Genomic DNA, 20,366 nt, shown 5'->3' on the forward strand with positions numbered 1-20,366 from the left:
AGCATCTTATATATTGTATTGGCAGTACTTTACTTGCTCAATACGCTGTTTTTTCAGCACCCACAAATGGCAATGTTTATCAAGCCTTTGTTTATGCCCTTGCTCATAGCACACTACATCAGCAACACGGAGTACGAAAAATTGCGCTATGCTATTTTGTTGGCACTTTTCTTTTCAGGAATAGGAGATACGCTGTTGCTGTGGGGCAATGAACCTTTGTTTTTTATGGCGGGTTTAGGTTCTTTTTTATTGGCACATCTGAGCTATATTTGGTTGTTTCATAAGCAAGGTGGCACAACCATTCGTTGGAACAAACTCATCGTACCTTTCTCTGTCTTATACGGCTTGTTGTTTTTTTATCACTTATACCCCCATTTGGGCGATATGAAACTTCCGGTAGGCGTGTATGCTGTGGTATTAACTACCATGATGATTACTGCTTTTTTTCGCCGCAGCAGACCCTACAGTTTTTTGTTTGTTTTTGTAGGAGCGGTATTGTTGGTAGCATCTGATTCGCTGTTGGCAGAGTCAAAATTTGTACAAAAAGGCAGCGGAGAATATAATTTTTGGGTAATGCTCACCTATTTAACAGCGCAGTTCTTTATTATTAAAGGTTTGTTGATTCGTTTTGACAATAAAAACCCCTCCGCTATTGATGAACAAGATGATGCAGATGAAGAAGAAGATGTAACAGCTTTGTTAAACTGATCATCAATAAAAATACAACGCTCCGAAGGTTCTTGAATCTCCGAAGCGTTGCAAAAAAATAATTAAAATATTATCGGTTCAGCTTATTATATCGGCTGTATCATCGGTAAATCAAGATACTGCTCTTCTTCTTTTGATACGCTGAAAAATCCCAGTACACCGCCATCTGCTCTTGCTACTTGCTTGGCAAAAGACAATAAACTTTGGTAGTAAGGCACTGAAAATTCAGGGTTCAAATCGGCTAATACCGGATTTAATTTTTCTAATTGAGAGGATATAATCCCTTGTCTGATGGGCGTATTTTCGGGCAACATTTCAATGAGATCCCGCAGGCGGGCTTCAAAACGATTTTCGGCTAACTCCTTGTAAAAATCCTGTAAAATTTCGGCAGTTGTAAATTCGCGAAAATGAATAACCCTTTTTGCCCAGTGGGTTTCGTCGAGTTCAATGTCGTCATCTGCACCTGCTATCAAAATAGTGATGAGCGGAAGCGCATCATACATCACATTTTGTTGTTGTTCGGAAAGTTGTTCAAAATTTTTCATACTTTTTTAACTATAAAAATTGGTAATTTGATTTAAAACTGATATTTTTCAGAGGTATTGAGCTTCCCAATCCGGTAATTTAGGCAAACTCTTCGTGTACATTATATTCATTTATATCACTGCACCACTAATTTAAAACTATGCGTTAAAGTTCCTTTTTCGCCTTGCACCTGCACAATATACATACCCGCCGATAAAGAACTGCCGGCAGATATGGTTTGTAATTCGTATAATGTTTTTGTATCGTCGCTTTCCATTACAACCCTTCCTGCGAGGTCGCAAATATAATAACGAACTGCCTGCGAGTCGGCGGCGTGAAAAACATAGCGGGGTACATTTTCTGTCGTCCATAAGTTGGCAGAAAAAACTTCGCCGCTTGCTAAGATTTCGTGGGCTTTCACCATATCAGGAATCCCATAACCGAGCCTATCATCGGGCGCAGTGTATTGCGAAGCACTTTGCTGAATGGCAGCAAAAAGCTCCATACTGCTTTTATAGCGCAAACTTTGCCACAGGCAAGCGGCAGCACCCGACATCAAAGGACAGGCGTAAGAAGTGCCACTGCCGTTATACACCGAAGTATCGCTGATAAGTGCCGTTGCTTGCCCCATTGTGGCTACATTGGGCTTTATGCGTCCATCATACGAAGGTCCTCTTGAACTGAAACCTGCGTACTGACGCTCTTTATCCACTGCACCCACTGACAGTACACTATCGCCATCGGCGGGCGCAATGATATAATTCCAAGGGCTGTTGCCTTCGTTGCCGGCAGCGTTTATCACCAAAATTCCTTTGGAAGCCGCTATATCGGCAGCGCGGGTAATGATGGTGTAGTCGCCGTTCATATCGTTGTAGGTATAATCTTCATATCCGTCATCAAATAAATAATAGCCGAGCGAAGTAGAAAAAATATCAGCTCCGGCACTGTCGGCAAATTCGGCGGCGAGTGTCCAGTTTACTTCTTCTATGGGTGTTTCTGACGATACATCTTCGCTCACAAACAGCATATAGTCCGCAGCAGGGGCACTGCCATAGTATTTGTCGGGATAATTACCCGCCAATATAGAAAGCACATTAGCACCGTGTGTAGAGCCGGTATTTTCAATATCGGCACTATTATTGACATAGTTCCAAACATGTTTGATGCGCTGCTCCTGAATCAAATGCTGCAATGCCGCCGATGTTTTATATTTCGGAAATCCGGCATCTATTACTGCTATCAACATACCTTGCCCCTGCAAGCCAATGCGGTGAAACTGATGCAAATTGAGCATTTCTATTTGTGTGCGTGCGCCGCCATACCAAGTGTCCAAATCAAAAGTTTCGCTCCATTTGTGTTGGGCATTGTTGTTGGCAGTACGGCTGTTGCTGCGGTGTAATAATTGAGTACGGCGCACAAAAGGCAACCGTGCGAGGGCGGCGATTTGGTCGGCATCGGCATATACAGCAACGGCGTTGAACCATTTGGAAACGCTATGTATTTCAACGTTGCTTTGTCGGATAGCAGCGATGTAGGCAGGATTGACAGGCATATCCTGTTCGGTGACGGCAATACCCGCCTGACGACGGCGTTCCAAAGCAGCAGTTGATAAAAACGTCTGCGGGTGCAGCACCGAATAAGGCGATGCTTGCTTATCGCTCAAATGCAGCCAATAAATATCGCGCTGCTGCCCCTGCGCCGCCGCTTGCAGTGAGCACAAAAATATTATAATGGATAATAAAGTGATGATACTGCGCATAATTTTGTTAGCAACCGAAAATTATTATTTTTTTATCAATAAAAAGCCATTCAATATTTTTACCCGCTATGTGCTGTACAATATTTCAAGTACTAAAAAAGCAACTGCCCTTTGATTTTCTATATCATTTCATAATAAAAATCAAAATCACTCATCAGTTTTTTCAAATGATTCAATTCTTTTCTATGTATTTTAATTAAAATATTTTTCGTTGCTTTTTTATTACAGGGCATTTGAAATCGTACAAAAATACGATAAAATTTGGCATTACTGCCGTGTATTTTTATATTTCAACGCTGCTTCTACAAATGCTGCAAACAGGGGGTGTGCTTGGGTGACGCGGCTTTTGAACTCAGGGTGAAACTGTACGCCCACAAACCAGGGGTGTCCGGCGAGTTCTACCACTTCTACCAAATTGTTGTCGGGGTTGATACCGGTGGCTCTGAGACCATTTTGTTCCAATGCCTCCAAATAGGCATTGTTGAGTTCGTAGCGGTGGCGGTGGCGTTCCGAAATCGTAAGAGTGCCGTAGCTTTGCGCCGCTAAGGAGTTTTTTTCCAGCACGCAGCTATAAGCACCCAGTCGCATCGTGCCGCCTTTCATCGCCACGTTTTTTTGTCCTTCCATCAAATCAATAATCGGGTGTTCGGTATCGGGTTGCATTTCGGTGGAGTGGGCGGCGGAGAGGTGCAGCACATGGCGGGCAAACTCTATCACGGCACATTGCATGCCCAAACAAATACCAAAAAACGGAATTTTCTGTTCGCGCACATAGCGTATAGCGGCAATTTTTCCTTCAATGCCACGATTTCCAAAACCCGGTGCTACCAATACGCCGTGCAAATCTTTTAACAGGTCGGCTACATTATCTTCATTTACCTGCTCCGAATGAATAGGCACTACCTGTACTTTGATTTGCAAGTGTGCCGAAGCGTGTATAAATGCTTCCAAAATTGATTTATACGCATCTTGCAGTTCAATGTATTTTCCTACCAAACCGATGCGCACTTCGTTTTTCGGGTTTTTGAGGCGTTTTAAAAAGGCTTGCCAATTATTGAGGTCGGGTTTTTGGCGGTTGGGCAGACGCAATTTTTCCAGTACCAAATTATCCAATTTTTCTTCCAGCATCAGCAAAGGCACATGATAAATGCTGTCGGCATCAATGGCTTCAATGACCGCATTTTGATCCACATTGCAAAACAAAGCCAATTTGCGGCGAATATCTTCGCTGAGGTGGTACTCGGTGCGGCAAACTAACACATCAGGAATTACGCCGTCTTTGGCGAGTTCCTTCACGGAGTGCTGCGTAGGTTTGGTTTTGAGTTCTTGGGCGGCGTTCAGAAAAGGTATCAAAGTGAGGTGCAGCACCAAACAATTATTTGCGCCCAAACTCCATTTGAGCTGGCGCACCGCTTCTATATAAGGCAGCGACTCTATATCGCCCACGGTGCCGCCCAATTCTGTAATGACGATGTCGAAGTTGCCTTTGCCGCCCAAAAGCAACATACGGCGTTGGATTTCGTCGGTGATATGCGGCACAATTTGTACGGTTTTGCCCAAATAATCACCGCGCCGTTCTTTTTCAATCACGGTTTGATAAATTCTGCCGGTGGTTACGTTATTTTCCTGAGCAGTATTACTGCTCAAAAAACGCTCATAATGCCCCAAGTCCAAATCACATTCGGCTCCGTCTTCGGTCACAAAACATTCACCGTGCTCGTAAGGATTGAGCGTGCCGGGATCTACATTCAAATAAGGGTCAAATTTTTGGATAGTTACCCGCAAGCCGCGTGCTTGGAGCAACAAAGCCAAGGAAGAAGCGAAAATGCCTTTGCCGAGAGAAGAAGTAACCCCGCCCGTAACAAAAATATATTTGGTCATTGTTCCAGTCTATTTTTTTTAGAATACGGGATACAAAGATAGGTAAATATTACCACACTGTTGAATATACGGCGTAGGCTTTACAAAGAATTAACAAAATAAGATATTTAAACAATAACAGAACACCGATAAAATGGATTTAACTGATGACCATAGCTTTATCTTTTAAAACTCATTTGATTTTATTTTTTTCAATAAATTTATCTATAAAATTTTCATGAAAAATATTATTTTTTGTAAGTAAAAAAATAAATACAAATTGTTTTAATTCAGAATTATACGTATATATATATATATATATATATATGCGTATGCATATCATTATTAATTAAGAAATTTCAAAAAAGTGTAATTGAATCACTATTAAGCAATAAGCATTTTTACAATTTATTACATTTTTTAATTCTTAAAAAGGTTATTTGATATGCAAAAAACAATTATTTTATTTCTTTTTTTAGTGGCAACAACGTTTAATTTTGGTTGTAATAAAGATGATGATGACAATGGGGGTACTAATAATTCAGGGTGTACTCTTGTTCCAATGCGGTTCACAAACACCTCCGACAATCCCTATAATTTGTTCATAGACGGGACATTCAAAAAACAGATGTCGGGAAATACTGAAATTGTATATGAATTAGAAAAAGGGGTACATACGGCTAAAGCGGAGCAAGTAAGTGGCTACGTTTTTTATCCAACAATAGTAAATAAAAATTTTACGCTTTCTTCTTGTCAGGAACAGGGGTGGATATTTCCTTGAGAAAATAAAAAAACGAGGCTGACAGCCTCGTTTTTTTATTTTCAAATCATCTTTAAAAATAATTTTATTAAAAAGCAATACCCACCTGAATACCGCCGCGCAAAATAGGAATACCTTTGCTCTCAGCCCAAGCCGAAGTTTCGTTGGAGCCGGCTTCTATATTTTCTATAATACGCCCCAAACCAAATACTTCGGCGGTTTTGTTCTCGTCAATTTTTTGTTTGATTTCGGCATAATCTTCGGCAGTTAAGTTTTCGGGATCATATACGTTTATCCACGATTTTCCGGCGGCATAGCCCGCACCAAAAAATACGTCTAAAATAACAGGACCTATCGGAAACTGCGCACCCAAATCCAAGCCGCCGCCAAAACCTTTGGCATAGCCGGTAGCAATACCGGTAAATTTTTCGCCGTCTTTGGTATAGGCATAAGGCAAGCCCAAATCATCATATTTGAGATAACGAGCAAAAACGCCCACATAAAAACCTTTCATAGATTCGGCTCCCGGATACCAACGTGCAAAAGGAGTAATGCTGAAACCTGAAAGCGACAAAGAACCTTCGTATTCAAATTTTTCGCCATTGGTTTGCTCGGCAAGTGCATCTAATTTAATGTCGCGCTCCAAAGCATACGATACCCCTAAACCCGCCGTAAAAGGCGACTCGGCTCCTAACTTAAATTCTACCGAAGGTACGATACTTTTGAGAGCCAAACTCGTAGCGTTGAGTTTTACGGCTACCGACTGCGCCTGAGCAGCGAGGCTTATTGATGCACAAATCAGAGATAGTAAAAATTTCTTTTTCATTGTTTTTGTTGAGTTAAATAAATATATAAGAATGGTTACGTTTGCTATAAATTATCCATACAACGAAATAAAAACATTAAAAGATGCTTTTAATCATAAAAAAACAATGCTTTAGTTTTATCTGCATATCATAAATATTTGATTATTAAACACTAAATACAAAACATCAAAACAATAAGTTATAATATTTTTTTACCTCTTTTCTTATTCAGGCAATAAAGCAGGCGACATACCCATGCTGCTGAAACCGCCATCGTGATAGAGGTTTTGCATGGTTACGAAGCGCGTTAAATCCGAAAACAAAGCCACGCAATAATCGGCACAAGCCACCGCCGGAGCATTGCCCAAAGGCGACATTTTGTCGGCATAGTCAAAAAATTCTTTAAATCCTTTCACGCCGCTGCCCGCCGTTGTCCACGTTGGCGACTGCGAAATGGTATTCACGCGCACTTTTTTCTTTACACCGAAATGATAGCCGAAACTCCGCGCAAAAGACTCCAATAAAGCTTTGGCTTCCGCCATCTCGCTGTAATCAGGAAAAGTGCGCTGCGCCGCAATATAAGTAAGTGCCACAATACTGCCGCCCTCGTTCATGCTATCCAAACGATACGCGCTTTGCATGAGTTTATGAAAAGAAATCGCCGAAATATCCAGCGTTTTGAGCATCCACTCGTAATTGAGGTCGGTGTAGTCCTTTTTTTTGCGCACATTGAGCGACATACCGATGGAGTGCAGGATAAAATCAATTTTTCCGCCCAAAACCACTTCGGAGTGTTGTAATAAATGTTCTAAATCTTCTACCACAGTGGCATCTGCACCGATGAGTTCGCTGCCGCAATGCTCCGCCAACTCATTGATTTTTCCCATACGCAACGCCACCGGCGCATTGGTGAGTGTAAATTTTGCACCCTGCGCATGGCATTGGAGTGCCACCTGCCAGGCAATAGATTGTTCGTCGAGTGCGCCAAAGATAATGCCGCGCTTGCCTTGCAAAAGTTTTGTTGTCATAGAAATAAAAGCGGATATGATTTTTTTAAAAAAATAAAACAAACAACAAAAATAGCACAAATCTTTTTCAGGATAGAGCTAAAAAATAAGGAAAACAAATATACAACTGCAATTTGTCCCACACACGATAAATAGATAAAGCAGGTAAAAACCGGATAAATATTGCCATACTTGCCGTAAAAGCCACGCTTGCCGTTTTACCATACCAATTTTTGTGTTAATTTTGCGCTTTCATGTTTCCTACAAAATCTCTGATTTCCGCATTACCCGCCGCCTACCAAAAGCCGCTCGCTGTGCTGGCACAAGTGGCAAATGAAGAAAATGTACCTTTGTACGTCATTGGCGGCTTAGTGCGCGATTTGCTGTTGCAACGCCCCTGCAAAGATGCAGATGTATTGTGCGTGGGCAATGGTATTGAGGTGGCACAGGCTGTGGCTCAACGCCTTCAACCTGCGCCCAAAGTCAATTTTTTTAAAAATTTCGGCACAGCTCAATTTATATATAAAGGTGTGGACTGGGAATTTGTAGGCGCACGCAAAGAAAGCTACGACCGCCATTCGCGCAAGCCCATTGTTGAAAACGGCACCCTGCAAGACGACCAACGCCGCCGCGATTTTACCATCAATGCGCTGGCTGTGAGCCTCAATCAAGCCGATTTTGGCGAACTCTTAGACCCCTTCGGCGGTTTGGAGGATTTGGAGCGCAAAGTACTCCGAACCCCTCTCGACCCCGCTGTTACATTCTCTGATGACCCCCTGCGCATGATGCGTGCCGCCCGCTTTGCTTCGCAGCTTCATTTTCAGATAGACCCACGCGCCTTGCAAGCCATGGCTGAACAAGCCGAGCGTATTCATATCGTATCACAAGAGCGCGTTATTGACGAGCTGAACAAAATAGTATTGTCGCCGCAGCCTTCGGTGGGCTTTAAAATATTGTACAATACCGGCTTGTTGAACCACATTTTTCCTGAAATGGTAGCCCTGCAAGGTGCAGAATATATTGACGGAGTGGGTCACAAAGACAATTTTTTTCATACCCTGCAAGTGCTGGATAATGTAGCCAAATATTCCGGCGATTTGTGGTTACGCTGGGCGGCTATTTTGCACGACATCGGCAAGCCGCGCACCAAACGTTTTGAAGGCGGCGGCTGGACATTTCATGGGCACGATGCCGTAGGTGCAGCAATGGTGCCTAAAATCTTTCGTTCGCTCAAACTGCCGATGAACGAAACGATGAAAAAAGTGCAAAAATTGGTGGCACTGCACCTGCGCCCTATTTCGCTCACCAAAGAAAATGTAACCGACTCCGCTATTCGCCGTCTATTATTTGATGCCGGCGACGACTTGGAAGATTTGATGTTGCTGTGCAAAGCCGACATTACCTCCAAAAACCGCGAAAAGGTTGCCCGTTTTTTGGAAAATTACGAAATGGTGCAACTGAAATTACGCGAAGTGGAAGAAAAAGACCGCATGCGCAACTGGCAGCCTCCCGTCAGCGGCGATGAAATTATGCAAATGTTTGGACTGCGTCCGGGCAAATTGGTAGGCGAATTGAAAACGCTCATTCGCGAGGCTATCTTAGATGGCGCAATTGCCAACGAAAAAAATGCAGCCCACGAGTTTATGTTGTCTGCCGCCGCCCAACGCGGGCTTTTTCCGATACAGCAATGATTTTTTTTATTACAAAATAAAAGCATACATAAATATATAAATTAAAATATTTTAAAATAAATTTATTGACAAATAATTGATTAATAAAGAATTCAATTATTAAAAAATAAATACAAGTTATTTTTAAACATCTTTTCGGAGTTAGTATTGCATTTTAAACATAAAAAACAGGGGCGAATACTGAAAAACTGACAAAATTTCATTTTTTTCAAGTAATTTTGCCTGTCGTCATTTTATAAATACACTTTAAATACCATCAAAATCAATCGTGAAAGACATATACGTCAGGGCTTTGTATGCCGCCGTTGAAGCCGGAAAAGAAATATTGGAAATATATGCGCAGGACTTTGGCGTAGATTACAAAAGTGACGACTCGCCGCTTACACTCGCCGACCGCCGCGCCCATCAGGTTATTATACACCATTTGGAGGATACGGGTATTCCTATATTGAGTGAAGAAGGCAAAGATATACCCTTTACCGAACGTGCCACTTGGCAGCGTTGGTGGTTGGTAGATCCCTTAGACGGCACTAAAGAATTTATCAAAAAAAACGGCGACTTCACCGTCAATATTGCTTTGTTGGAAGCAGGGACACCTGTTTTCGGCGTTATTTATATTCCTGTAAACGATACGTTGTATTTTGGAGGTATGGATATGGGATCTTTTAAATTGGAAAATGCGGCTGCCAATATAGGGATTTTTGAAAATAAAAAAGATGAAATCGTGCAAAATGATATATATTTGCAGGCTCAAAAAATACCTTTGCCCAAGCCCCAAACAGACAGAAACTATACAGTGGTAGCAAGCCGTTCGCATTTGAATACAGATACACAAATTTATTTAGAACAATTGCAGCAAAGCAAAGGCACTCTTAGTTTGGTATCGCGGGGTAGTTCTTTGAAAATATGTTTAGTAGCAGAAGGTGTAGCTGACGAATACCCGCGTTTAGCTCCTACTATGGAATGGGATATCGCCGCCGGACACGCCATTGCTTTGGGAGCAGGAAAAAAAATTATAGATTTTGAATATAAGGAGAAATTAGTGTATAACAAAGAATCTTTAAAAAACCCGTCTTTTATTTGTCTTTAAAAATGATAAGGAAATCATGGCTGCCCCTATTATGTGCAGCTTCGCTGTGGATAGGTACTATTTCGTGCAAAAATGAATTTAAAGGACAAACAGTGCGTACCACGCAATTATCTAAGCTGAATGACACCACCGAGTTGTATTCTTTTGGTGAGGTGCGTTATACCGGACGCGCCGTGGAATACTACGACAACGGAAGCCCCAAATTAATTATGTATTTAGAAGATGGTATTCCGTTTCAGAAAACAGGCTACTACAACAGTAAATCTGAGGAAAAACAAAAAAGCTACGAAATTTTGTATCGCAGCGACGGCACAAAAAAAGAACGCAAAGACTGGTATTCTAACGGAAAGAAAAAATTAGAAATGTATTTCAACGCCCAAGACCAAATAGACGGCACATTTACCGAGTGGTATCCTATCGGTACGGTGAAGTCGGTGATGAGATATGAAGAAGGAAAAAAACACGGGTTACACGCCGAATGGTATCAAAGCGGAAAGAAAAAAATGGAAACCGAATACAGAAACGGAAAAATCGTAGCCATTGAAGATTATACACCCAACAAAAAATCTAACCAAAAAAAGAAAGGTTTAGGCAGAAATTTATTCAAATAAACACTTCGCAGATATTTAAAATAAAAATAACTTTGCCCTTGCAACTGGTTATTTTCATCCAAAACAGTTGTTCTATTCTTACATTTAATACAGATTAATTATGAAATATATCCATACTTACTTCTCTTTATTTACATTTATTCTGTTGTTGTTTACGGCTTGCAGAAATAACGAAGCATCATCTGAAGATACTAAAGCTGTAGTAGATAATAATTTACCTTCTGTAAAAGTAGAAGTAGAGGGTTTACCTATTAAAGATTTAAACTTTAAAGGTGGTGTGTATTATCAGGGCAGTACCCCCTATACCGGAAAAGCATATACTCTTTTTGAGCCGGGTTTTATAAAAGAAAAAATTAGTTTTGTCAATGGTTTTAAAGAAGGTACTTCCCAAATTTTTAATCGCAACGGACACATGGTTAAAGAAGAAAACTATCTGGTCGGAAAATTAGACGGCGAACAAAAGGAGTGGTTTCCAAATACAAAACAGTTAAAAACTGTTCAAACGTATAAAAACGGTGTAGAAGCAGGCTTAAAAACTACCTATTATGAAAATGGAGCAAAAAAAGCTGAACAAACTGGCGATGTAAGCGGCACACGCACCGAATGGTTTCCGAACGGAAGTGTAAAGTTATTTGAAAGGTATAAAGATTATCAGTTGGATAGTGTTCGTGTAGAATTTTATGACACCGGAAAAAAAGCAAAAGAACAATATTACAGCAACGGACAACTCAACGGAAAATCTAATTCTTGGTATCCTGATGGCACACCCAAATCAGATGCGACATATATTAGTGGCAATTTACACGGCTTGGCTACCGAGTGGTACGAAGACGGTAAAGCCAAATCTCAAATCGGATACAAAAATGGTATCATTGACGGCGTAAGCCTTGAAATGTACCCTTCAGGAGCTAAAAAGAAAGAATTTATGGTAAAAGACGGTATCACCGTAGGTACTTATACCGAATGGTATATGAATGGTGCCAAAAAAACAGAAATCCACTATATTAATGGCGATAAGGAAGGAAAAGAAATTGAATGGCACGAAAATGGTATGGTGGCTGCCGAAACCGTTTATGTAAATGGAAGCCCCATTGGCGAAACGACACGTTTTGACCGCAGCGGTCGTCAAATCAACAACCCCAAAGGAATGGGCGGCAAAGGCAGAAAAGGCAAAGGCGGCGGCGCACCACAAACGGCACAAAATCCGCAGAAACCTGACACAGAAACACAGCCTAAAAAGAAATAAAACAAGATTATCTCATTGTTAGGTATTTTGTACTGAATTATTTTTATTAAACTGTATAATTCATACTTTATACCTAAACAATGCTTTTATAATCCTTCGCCTATTATTTATTTTTTTCTGAATCAATAAGAACCCAGTTTTTGATGAAAATATTAGTGAGTGGTGCTGCGGGTTTTATCGGCTTTCACATCAGTAAAAAACTATTGGAATTAGGCTATCAAGTCGCAGGAATAGATAATCTTAATGACTATTATGATATAAGTCTGAAAAAAGACCGTCTTCAATCGCTCGGAATACATCTGCAAGCCGACAATAATAGCGTATATCATAGCAAAACACACCCATCGTTCACTTTTTACCGCTATGATATATGTGATGAAATTCTTATCCGCAGACTTTTTCAGGAAGAACAAAACATCGCCGTAGTTTGTCATTTGGCGGCACAAGCCGGAGTGCGCTACAGTCTTCAAAATCCGGCTACTTATATTGATACAAACATCAGAGGTTTTTTCAACGTCATCAATACCGCCGCTGCGCATAATATTCGCTTGTTGATGTATGCCAGCAGTTCCAGTGTTTATGGCGAACAACAACAAAAACCCTTTGCCGAAACTGACGACACCGAACACCCTATTAGCATTTATGCCGCTACCAAAAAAAGCAACGAAATCTTAGCTTATACCTACAGCCATCTGTATAACCTGCCTACAATGGGATTGCGCTTTTTCACGGTGTACGGTCCGTGGGGACGACCCGATATGGCAATGTATCGTTTTTGCAAGGCTATATGCGAACACCAAACCATAGAACTATACAACCAAGGCAATCTATATCGTGATTTTACATATATTGATGATGTAGTTACAGGTATCGTAAATTTAATGCAAAAAGCTCTTGCAAATTTGGAGCAGCATCAATGTATAATGCCGGAAGAAAAAACCACTCCGAATTATACTTTGATGAATATAGGCAACACACAACCTATATTGATTAAATCGCTCATTGATTTACTTGAAAATGTGCTGGAGCAAAAAGCCGACATAAAATACTTACCGATGCAAGCCGGCGAAGTAAGCAATACTTGGGCTGACACCAATAAAATATTCCATTATTGCGGCTTTAAACCCACCACCCCACTTAGCAAAGGTATTCAACAATACGCCGAGTGGTTCCTACAATACTATTATCCGCAGAAATATCCCATTTACCATTAAAAATTATCATTATTTTTTTTGATAATTTTATTAAAATTTGCCTATATTTGCGCCCTAATTCGTAAACTAAGCATGCAGTTTTGAAGGCAAACGATAAATATACTATCCCTTTTGTCGGCTTAAAAGTTGGGCATCATACATTTCAATATCATATTGATAGGGAATTTTTTCAACATTTTCCCGATTCGCCTGTCCAGCAATCCAATGTAGAGGTATATTTGGATTTTGAGAAAAAGAACAATTTTTTTGTATTGGATTTTTCAATAGAAGGTACTGTGCCTACGGAATGTGACCGTTGCTTGGAAATATTTGACATAGGAATTAACGGCAGGTACCGCGTTTTGGCAAAATACAGCGATGACGCTGCGGCTTCTGATGATACTATAGATGTAGTGTATATCGCAAATCAGGATATAAGCATCAATGTAACACAATTGATTTATGAATTTATAATATTGAGTATTCCGGTGCGCAGAGTGCACCCTGATACTGCCGAAGGAAAAATGGGCTGCGATGCAACTATCATTCAACATCTTCAAAAAAACGAACAAAAAAATACTGTACCTTCTTCCGATAATGAAACAGACCCGCGCTGGCAATCATTATTAGCATTAAAACAGCAAAATAATAAACAATAAAGTAAAAATATTTAATAACTCTATAAAATAATACTATAATATGCCTCATCCCAAAAGACGACACTCCGTCGTGCGCCGCGACAAACGCAGAACGCACTACAAAGCGGAATTACCTAATGTGTCTATTTGTCCCGTTACACAAACACCTCATTTGTGGCATCGCGCCTATGTAGTAGATGGCGACTTGTACTACAAAGGGAAAAAAATGATTGAGAATTACGAAAAATCTGCCAAAGCAGAACAGAACTAAAAACTGAATTTTTTATTCTTTCTTAATCTCAATACAGATATAAAAAGCGAGAAGCAGGAATTTTGAACAGCCCTGAAAGGTTGCGAAATACTTGACTTCTTGCTTCTTTTTTTGCAGTATATCTTCGGTTGCTGCTTATTTTTTGTGTTTTTTTTATATAGATACTCATGTCTTTCAATGCGTAGATCAGTGCGTTAGGAGCTTATGTTCCCGAAACTATTTTGAGCAATGCCGATTTGGAAAAAATAGTGGATACCGACAGCGAATGGATTTTTTCGCGTACCGGCATTTTGGAACGGCGCATATTAAAAGGCGAAGGATTGGCAACTTCGGATATGGCTGCCAAAGCAGTTGCTGACTTGCTGCGCAAACGCGGCATCGCCGCCACCGAAATAGATGCCCTCATTTGTGCTACCGTTACACCCGATATGCAATTTCCGGCTACTGCCAATATTATATGCGATAAAGTCGGCTGCGGACATATTGTGAGTTTTGATATTGCGGCGGCGTGTTCGGGCTTTTTATTTGCCCTTGAAACAGCAACCCAACTCATCAAAGCCGGAAAATACAAAAAAGTAGTGGTAGTGGGTGCAGATAAGATGTCCTCTATTGTTGATTATCAAGACCGCAGCACCTGTATTTTGTTTGGTGATGCCGCCGCCGCCGTACTCCTCGAACCCACCCACGAAAACATAGGAATTTTAGACAGCATCTCGCGCTCTGATGGCAGTGGACGCGTATTTTTGCACCAAAAAGCCGGCGGCTCTGCCAAACCCGCCAGCCACGCCACCGTAGATGCCCGCGAACATTATGTGTATCAAGAAGGAAAAAATGTATTCAAATTTGCGGTAACACGCATGGCTGATGTGTCGGCAGAAATCATGGAGCGCAACCAACTCGGCAGCGAAGAGGTATCTTGGTTAGTGCCGCATCAAGCCAATATGCGCATTATCGAAGCCACTGCCCACCGCATGGGACTTTCAATAGAAAAAGTGATGGTCAATATCCATAAATACGGCAATACTACGGCAGCCACTATCCCTTTGTGCCTCTACGAATGGGAACAACAACTCCACAAAGGCGACAATATTATTTTGGCTTCTTTCGGAGGTGGTTTTACGTGGGGTTCTACTTATGTAAAATGGGGATATGATACGCCTGCTTAACGCAATATAAATATTTTTCGCTCACAGGTATCGGCAAAAGAGTAGCTAATTTTTTTATCCTATCAATTGTGTAAATAAATCGCCTTTATCGTTGAGGTAGCGATATGGGATTTGTTTTTCTTCTAACTTGCTGATGAGTACTTCAAAATCATCGCGTTCTTTGAGTTCTATGCCCACCACTGCCGGTCCCAACTCGCGGTTGTTCTTTTTGGCAAACTGAAAATAAGTAATATCGTCATCGCTGCCCAGCACTTCATTTACAAACTCGCGAAAAGCACCCGGACGCTGCGGAAATTCAATAATAAAATAATGTTTTAATCCTTCAAACAGCAAAGAACGCTCTTTGATTTCTTCGGTGCGCAAAATGTCGTTGTTGCTGCCACTTACTATACATACTACATTTTTACCTGCAATCTGCTCTTTGTAATAGTCCAATGCCGCAATGCTCAACGCTCCGGCAGGCTCTACGACCATCGCCTCTTCGTTGTAAAGGCGTAAAATACAAGTACACACCTTTCCTTCGGGTACTAAAATCACATCGTCCAAAGTGTGGCGGCATATTTCAAAAGTAAGGTCGCCCACACGTTTCACTGCTGCGCCGTCCACAAATTTATCTATTTTTTCCAAAGGCGTATTGATGCCGTTTTCTATGGAAACTTTCATAGCAGGTGCGCCCAAAGGCTCTACGCCGATAATTTTGGTAGTGGGGCTGAGTTTTTTGAACACGGTAGCCACACCCGAAGCCAAGCCGCCGCCGCCGATGGGAATAAAAATATAATCAATAGGAACCGTGGCATCATTGAGAATTTCCAACGCCGCCGTACCCTGTCCCGCAATCACTTTTTCGTCATCAAAAGGGTGCACAAAAATTTTTCCGCTTTCTTGAGCATCGTGTACTGCCTGTTGATAGGCATCATCAAAGGTATCGCCGATGAGTACAATTTCTACAAACGATTTTCCGAATAATTTTACTTGTTTTATTTTTTGTTGAGGCGTGGTTTTGGGCATATAAATTTTGCCATGAATATGCAATAAATTACACGAATATGCCACTCCCTGTGCGTGGTTGCCTGCGCTGGCACATACCACCCCTTTGGCGCGTTCTTCGGCATTAAAAGCAATCATTTTATTATAAGCCCCCCGAATTTTGTAGGAGCGCACCACCTGTAAATCTTCTCTTTTAAAATAAATATTTGCTTGCTGCTCCTCCGAAAAATTAGCATTGTAGCTCAGAGGTGTTTGAGAAATAACCTTTTTTAAAAGTTGTCCGGCTTTGATGATTTCTTCAAATAAATTCGTAGACATAGCTTATAAAAAATGAGAACCTGCTGTATTGAAATAAAAGATGCCCAAAAGTACATAAAAATCTTACTGTACAGCACAATATTTCCAGAACAAAAAAATAGTATTTGTCTGATTCTTTATCAGCCAAGCAAATCTATAAAAAATGAGCAAATTATATGAAGTATCATTGTCAAAACCATAAATAACTGCTACCTTTGGCATATTCAACAAAAACGCTGCTATGTTGCAAATTTCTGTTGTCATTCCTTTATATAATGCCGCACCTTATTTAGAAAAATGTGTCCAATCAGTACTTATACAGCCCGAAGTTGATGAAATACTGCTGGTAGATGACGGCTCAAAAGATGGCTCTTATGAACTTGCTGCTACACTTCAACAACAATACCCCCAACGTATTCGCCTGCTCACACACCCCAACCGCCAAAATTGTGGCACCGGAGCTACGCGCAACGTGGGCATCAAAGCGGCTCGCAACGAATGGATAGCCTTTTTGGATTCCGATGATTTTTATTTGCCACAGCGTTTTGCCGCCACCCGCACCGTAATAGAGCAATATCCTGATGCCGAAGGTGTGTATGAAGCACTGGGTACTCATTTTGAAGTACCCGAAGCCCGCGATATTTGGCAACGTAAATTCAACAAAAGCGTTTTGACTACTATTGAAAAAGAAGTAAGCCCCGAACAGCTTTTTCCTTTGATGATAAAAGGTATGAACGGACATTTTTCGGGCGATGCGCTCACAGTGCGCAAGTCGCTGCTGGAAAAAGTGGGTTATTATGCACACTCCACCATCGGAGAAGACACCCACCTCCACCTGCGCTTGGCAATGATAGGAAAACTCTACGGCGGAAACATCAAAGAAGCGGTAGCCCTGCGGCGGGTGCATTTATCCAACACTTACAGCGACCCCGCCTCTCAAAAAAAAATATTTACCCACTCCCTCCAGCACTTCGAACATCTTTTGGAATGGTCGGCGCAATATAAAGCAGATATACCGCTGCATTTCCGGCGTTTGCTTTTTGCGCGTTATGTGATAAAATCCGGCAAACTGCACAATAAATACACTCCATTTTGGCAGGGCAAAAAAACACAAGCCCAGCGTTATTTTTATTTTGTGCGCCGCTACCCCGAATTATTTTCTGTTTCGTCATTGGCGGCTTTGCTACTGATGCTGTTCCATACCTACGAAATAGCACATTATGCAGCTTCCAAAATTTTCCGTTAGCTTTGTCTGCCGAATTAATTATGAAATTCCAACGAATTTGCTTCATTTCCCCCAAATCCTACCCGCTTTTCAATCCGGCGGTGCGGGTTACTTTTGGGGGCGCAGAAGTACAAATGAGCCTGCTCGCCAAGCAATGGGCGAAGCAATATCCGCCCGCGCAGGTACACGCTATGGTTGCCGACTACGGACAAGCCGCCACCGAAGTGCGCGAGGGCGTTACTTTATGGAAATCTATTTGTTTTGATGATGCCCTACCAAAACAAATAACGGCTTTTTTCAAAGCATTCCGTCAAATCAACGCACAAGTGTATATACAACGCACTTTGAGTCCTTTTTCCGGTATCATTGCCGGCTATTGCAGAAAAAACGGAAAAAAAATGGTTTTTATGGTAGCACACGATGCCGAAGCCGATGGCACACACCCCGTTTTTAATAAAAAAACAGGTGGTTTTATGGCAAAATTGGTATATCGTTGGGCGCATTTGACCATCGTACAGAACGAATATGAATATGATTGTCTGAAAAAGAAATATCCAAATCTGCCTTTGGCAATACTGAAAAAAGGCTTGATATTACCCGCTTTATCGTTGCGCCCGCCGGCACAATACGATGCTGTGTGGGTGGGGCGTTGTGAGGCATGGAAAAACCCCGAAATATTTTTGCAACTCTGTGCCGCGCTGCCACAATACCGCTTTGCAATGGTATGCCCGCCCGCCACCGACCAAGTTATTTATTTTGAGCAGGTGCGTCAAAAAGCACAATCGCTGCACAATCTCGTTTTTTACGAACGCATGGAAAATACCGCCGTGGTGGGTTTGCTGCAGGAAAGCCGCATTTTTTGTCTTACCTCCGATTTGGAAGGCGACTGGCCGATGACGGTACTCGAAGCGGCTGCCTGCGGAGTTGCCGTTTTTTCGTATCGCCTCAATTATGCACATCTCATAGATACTTACAGCGGCGGCAGACATTTTGGCGGAAATTTTGAACAAATGAAGAATGAACTGTCGGCAGCTTTACAAAATGAGAATGATTTGAAACTTATGCAAGAAGGCGCACGCACTTTTGTTGAACAACACCACGATATTTCAGTACAAACCCAAAAACTGCATGAGCTACTTGAAAGCCTCTCATAATGCCGATTTTCGTTTAGATTTTATAGGCATTGGTGCTGCCAAAGCCGGCACTACCTGGCTCGCCGATGCCCTGCGCCAGCACCCGCAAGTATTTATTCCCGCAAAAAAAGAACTTTTTTATTTCAACCGCCTCAACGAAGAATATGAAGAAGTAGTAGAAAATGTGTGGAATAAAAAACCGCTTTCGTGGTATCAGGCTTTTTTTGATGAAGCTCAAGCACAACAGCGATGCGGCGAAATCTGCAATCCGTATTTGAGCGATGCAGCGGCTGCGCAAGCCATTTATCAATATAATCCGAATATTAAACTGCTGGCAGTATTGCGACAGCCTTTGGAACGGGCTTTTTCGCACTACAACTACAATCGTCACCGCCACCATGTGCAGTATCCGCCCTTTGAGAAAGCCGTGCAGCGACAGCCTTCATTTTTAAAACACGGACTCTATGCCGAACATTTGAGCCGCTATTATACACTGTTTCCAAAATCGCAAATCGGTGTGTTTTTTTATGAAGATATGAAAGCCGATGCACAACTATTTTATAAAAAAATATTGGATTTTTTAGAACTTGACGAATATTATCCGCCTGTTATTAGCCAAAAATCCAACGAAACCAAAACACCGCGCTTCAAGGCACTCAACCGCAGTATTGACAGCGTAAGACATTTTTTGCATCGCCGCAATCTTCATTTCATATTGCCGTTTTTGCGCAAAAGCGGCATTGCCCCCGCCGCCGAATGGATACGCGACCACCTCAATGCCCAAAAAAGTACCAAAAAAGATACGCTTGATACAAGAACCATTGAGTATCTGCAACCTTATTTTTCCGCCGATATAGATGAAAAAAAGGTGATAATATCTTAAAATCATGTTAAGACATAAAACCAAATTATACGCTTAAATTTATTTAACCTTTTAACTAACCCTATTTCAATTTTTATCATGAGAAAGGCGGATTTAATTTCTATTATCGCTGAAAAAACCGTTTTGGCCAAAGTAGATGTATTGGTATCGGTAGAAGCGTTTTTTAAAGAAACCAAAGAGGCTTTGAGTAGAGGCGACAACGTTTATATTCGAGGTTTTGGCAGTTTTGTTACTAAAAAACGCGCCCGTAAATTAGGCAGAAACATCAAAAAAAATGTAGCTGTTGAAATTCCTGAGCATTATATACCTTCCTTTAAGCCAGCAAAAACCTTCACAGAGGTTGTAAAGAAGAAAAATTCGATCATCAAACCGAAGAATGCTTCTAAAAAATCCAGCTCTGCAAAAGCCACCGAATAAAAAAAGAGGCGACTTTTGAGAAAAGAGATGGTGTAGAATTACCAATGAAATGACCTGTTTTAAGGAAAAAAACAAAAATTTCCTTGAAACAGG

19 protein-coding genes and 1 pseudogene are annotated in these 20,366 nt (G+C 41.3%); 14 read left to right on the forward strand and 6 right to left on the reverse strand.

Features of this window, described 5'->3' with window-relative positions:
- Window positions 1-18 precede the first annotated feature (18 nt).
- Window positions 19-708 (forward strand): lysoplasmalogenase, encoded by a 690-nt coding sequence (locus IPL35_01040; GenBank protein MBK8442067.1) that lies wholly within the window; start codon window positions 19-21, stop codon window positions 706-708.
- A gap of 86 nt (window positions 709-794) precedes the next feature.
- Here the strand turns inward: IPL35_01040 and IPL35_01045 are convergent, their stop codons facing one another.
- The 3 genes from IPL35_01045 to IPL35_01055 all read right to left on the reverse strand — a co-directional run bounded on the left by IPL35_01045 (window position 795) and on the right by IPL35_01055 (window position 4,873).
- On the reverse strand, window positions 795-1,253 hold the full coding sequence (locus IPL35_01045; protein MBK8442068.1) for a hypothetical protein: 459 nt from the start codon (window positions 1,251-1,253) through the stop codon (window positions 795-797).
- Between the two features lie 116 nt (window positions 1,254-1,369).
- Window positions 1,370-2,992, reverse strand: coding sequence for a S8 family serine peptidase (locus IPL35_01050; GenBank protein MBK8442069.1), 1,623 nt, complete (start codon window positions 2,990-2,992; stop codon window positions 1,370-1,372).
- A 267-nt stretch (window positions 2,993-3,259) separates the two neighbouring features.
- Window positions 3,260-4,873, reverse strand: coding sequence for a CTP synthase (locus IPL35_01055; protein ID MBK8442070.1), 1,614 nt, complete (start codon window positions 4,871-4,873; stop codon window positions 3,260-3,262).
- Window positions 4,874-5,297: 424 nt separating this feature from the next.
- Here IPL35_01055 and IPL35_01060 point away from each other — a divergent pair, with 424 nt between their 5' ends.
- The gene (locus tag IPL35_01060; protein ID MBK8442071.1) at window positions 5,298-5,633 is read left to right on the forward strand and encodes a hypothetical protein; all 336 of its coding nucleotides are present in this window, start codon (window positions 5,298-5,300) and stop codon (window positions 5,631-5,633) included.
- A 67-nt stretch (window positions 5,634-5,700) separates the two neighbouring features.
- Here the strand turns inward: IPL35_01060 and IPL35_01065 are convergent, their stop codons facing one another.
- Both IPL35_01065 and IPL35_01070 read right to left on the reverse strand, forming a co-directional pair.
- The gene (locus IPL35_01065; protein ID MBK8442072.1) at window positions 5,701-6,438 is read right to left on the reverse strand and encodes a DUF3575 domain-containing protein; all 738 of its coding nucleotides are present in this window, start codon (window positions 6,436-6,438) and stop codon (window positions 5,701-5,703) included.
- 204 nt (window positions 6,439-6,642) lie between these two features.
- On the reverse strand, window positions 6,643-7,446 hold the full coding sequence (locus IPL35_01070; protein MBK8442073.1) for an SDR family oxidoreductase: 804 nt from the start codon (window positions 7,444-7,446) through the stop codon (window positions 6,643-6,645).
- Window positions 7,447-7,679: 233 nt separating this feature from the next.
- Here IPL35_01070 and IPL35_01075 point away from each other — a divergent pair, with 233 nt between their 5' ends.
- The 8 genes and pseudogenes from IPL35_01075 (at window position 7,680) to IPL35_01110 (ending at window position 15,331) form a co-directional block, all read left to right on the forward strand.
- Window positions 7,680-9,116 (forward strand): HD domain-containing protein, encoded by a 1,437-nt coding sequence (locus tag IPL35_01075; protein MBK8442074.1) that lies wholly within the window; start codon window positions 7,680-7,682, stop codon window positions 9,114-9,116.
- Window positions 9,117-9,381: 265 nt separating this feature from the next.
- On the forward strand, window positions 9,382-10,206 hold the full coding sequence (gene cysQ / locus IPL35_01080; GenBank protein MBK8442075.1) for a 3'(2'),5'-bisphosphate nucleotidase CysQ: 825 nt from the start codon (window positions 9,382-9,384) through the stop codon (window positions 10,204-10,206).
- Between the two features lie 2 nt (window positions 10,207-10,208).
- The gene (locus tag IPL35_01085; protein MBK8442076.1) at window positions 10,209-10,817 is read left to right on the forward strand and encodes a hypothetical protein; all 609 of its coding nucleotides are present in this window, start codon (window positions 10,209-10,211) and stop codon (window positions 10,815-10,817) included.
- Window positions 10,818-10,917: 100 nt separating this feature from the next.
- The gene (locus IPL35_01090) at window positions 10,918-12,063 is read left to right on the forward strand and encodes a toxin-antitoxin system YwqK family antitoxin (protein ID MBK8442077.1); all 1,146 of its coding nucleotides are present in this window, start codon (window positions 10,918-10,920) and stop codon (window positions 12,061-12,063) included.
- 143 nt (window positions 12,064-12,206) lie between these two features.
- Entirely contained in the window at window positions 12,207-13,277 is a 1,071-nt protein-coding gene (locus IPL35_01095) for a GDP-mannose 4,6-dehydratase (GenBank protein ID MBK8442078.1), read from the forward strand.
- 80 nt (window positions 13,278-13,357) lie between these two features.
- Entirely contained in the window at window positions 13,358-13,915 is a 558-nt protein-coding gene (locus IPL35_01100; protein MBK8442079.1) for a DUF177 domain-containing protein, read from the forward strand.
- Window positions 13,916-13,955: 40 nt separating this feature from the next.
- Window positions 13,956-14,165, forward strand: a complete 210-nt coding sequence (gene rpmF / locus IPL35_01105) for a 50S ribosomal protein L32 (GenBank protein MBK8442080.1) — start codon at window positions 13,956-13,958, stop codon at window positions 14,163-14,165.
- Window positions 14,166-14,332: 167 nt separating this feature from the next.
- Window positions 14,333-15,331, forward strand: a pseudogene (locus IPL35_01110) (ketoacyl-ACP synthase III).
- Window positions 15,332-15,385: 54 nt separating this feature from the next.
- Here the strand turns inward: IPL35_01110 and ilvA are convergent.
- Window positions 15,386-16,636 (reverse strand): threonine ammonia-lyase IlvA, encoded by a 1,251-nt coding sequence (gene ilvA, locus IPL35_01115; GenBank protein ID MBK8442081.1) that lies wholly within the window; start codon window positions 16,634-16,636, stop codon window positions 15,386-15,388.
- 220 nt (window positions 16,637-16,856) lie between these two features.
- Between ilvA and IPL35_01120 the strand changes: the two genes are divergently transcribed.
- The 4 genes from IPL35_01120 (at window position 16,857) to IPL35_01135 (ending at window position 20,273) form a co-directional block, all read left to right on the forward strand.
- The gene (locus IPL35_01120) at window positions 16,857-17,861 is read left to right on the forward strand and encodes a glycosyltransferase family 2 protein (protein ID MBK8442082.1); all 1,005 of its coding nucleotides are present in this window, start codon (window positions 16,857-16,859) and stop codon (window positions 17,859-17,861) included.
- A 2-nt stretch (window positions 17,862-17,863) separates the two neighbouring features.
- A complete protein-coding gene (locus tag IPL35_01125) occupies window positions 17,864-18,994 on the forward strand; it encodes a glycosyltransferase family 4 protein (GenBank protein MBK8442083.1) in 1,131 nt (376 codons plus the stop codon).
- The gene (locus IPL35_01130; GenBank protein MBK8442084.1) at window positions 18,978-19,856 is read left to right on the forward strand and encodes a sulfotransferase domain-containing protein; all 879 of its coding nucleotides are present in this window, start codon (window positions 18,978-18,980) and stop codon (window positions 19,854-19,856) included. The genes IPL35_01125 and IPL35_01130 overlap by 17 nt, the downstream gene beginning before the upstream one ends.
- Window positions 19,857-19,934: 78 nt before the next feature.
- Window positions 19,935-20,273, forward strand: a complete 339-nt coding sequence (locus IPL35_01135) for an integration host factor subunit beta (GenBank protein MBK8442085.1) — start codon at window positions 19,935-19,937, stop codon at window positions 20,271-20,273.
- The last annotated feature ends 93 nt before the right edge of the window (window positions 20,274-20,366 follow it).

The sequence above is a fragment of the Sphingobacteriales bacterium genome (genome assembly GCA_016711285.1).
Taxonomy (GTDB): domain Bacteria; phylum Bacteroidota; class Bacteroidia; order Chitinophagales; family UBA2359; genus JADJTG01.